1 protein-coding gene is annotated in these 1048 nt (G+C 65.3%); it reads right to left on the bottom strand.

Annotation, left to right across the window (positions count from 1 at the left end; translation table 11 throughout):
* Window positions 1–992 (bottom strand): IS481 family transposase (locus GXW78_RS27685; protein WP_211872150.1); only part of this gene is annotated, 992 nt, incomplete at its 3' end.
* Window positions 993–1048 lie beyond the last annotated feature (56 nt).

Below are 1048 nucleotides of genomic sequence, written 5' to 3'. Positions count from 1 at the left end.
TAGATGTTTGGTCCCGGCATTTCGTGGTGTGGATTTGCTGTGAATCTATGCGGCTCTGCGGCCCATGAGCGGCAGATGAATTCGTAGGGCGTGAGACCCTTCAGGGTCTTGAGGCGCCGGGCGTAGTTGTAGGCATCGAGGAACAGGGCGAGGTGTCCGCGGAGTTCGTCGTGGCTGCTGTAGTGGTAGCGCTGGACGGTGGCTTCCTTGAGCGTCCTGTTCATCCTCTCGACCTGGCCATTCGTCCACGGGTGGTAGGGCTTGGTCAGCCGGTGCTCGATGCGGTTTTGGGCACAGGCGAGTTCGAAGGAGTGGGCGCGGAAGATCTCACCGCGGTCCATGGCCTCACGGATGAGCGGCGCGGCCGAGGCGATGTTGCCGGGGGTGGTGAAGTGCTGGCCGTTGTCGGTGAGCACGGTGTGCACGCGATAGGGCACGGCCAGCAGCAGGGCGCGCAGGAAGTCAGAGGCGATCCGCGTGGTGGCACGCTCGTGCAGTTGGGCAAAGGCGAACTTCGAGGTCCGGTCGATGGCCACGAAGAGGTGGAGTTTGCCCTGCTCGGTCCTGACCTCGGCGATATCGATGTGGAAGTAGCCGATCGGGTAAGCCTTGAAGCGCTTGCGAGCGGGCTTGTCGCCGGCGGTCTCGGGCAGGCGCGAGATGCCGTGGCGCTTGAGGCACCGATGCAGAGCCGAGCGCGTCAGGTGCGGGATAGTGGGCTGCAGGGCGTAGAGGCAGTCGTCGAGCGGTAGCAAGGTGTGGCGGCGGAAGGCGACGACGATCGCTTCCTCCTCGGCTGAGAGGGTGGTGGAGCGTGGCTCAGCCGGCCCGGTCCGCCGATCGGCGACATCGGCTCGCGCCCGCCACTTGGCGATCGTCTTCGGGTTCACGCCATGGCGGCGAGCCAGGGCCCTTAGGCTCTCTTGACTATGCTGGATCGCGCGACGGACCGCCTCTGTCGTGCGGGCGCAGCCGTGGAGAACCTGGCCCATAGCGCATCCCTCCATGCCGGCGAGAAGACTGCACCATCAAAGCCCGGGACCAAACA

This window comes from Neoroseomonas terrae (assembly GCF_018129025.1).
GTDB lineage: Bacteria > Pseudomonadota > Alphaproteobacteria > Acetobacterales > Acetobacteraceae > Neoroseomonas > Neoroseomonas terrae.
The sequence above is the reverse complement of the archived record's forward strand: the minus strand, read 5'-3'. Positions and strand labels throughout refer to the sequence as shown.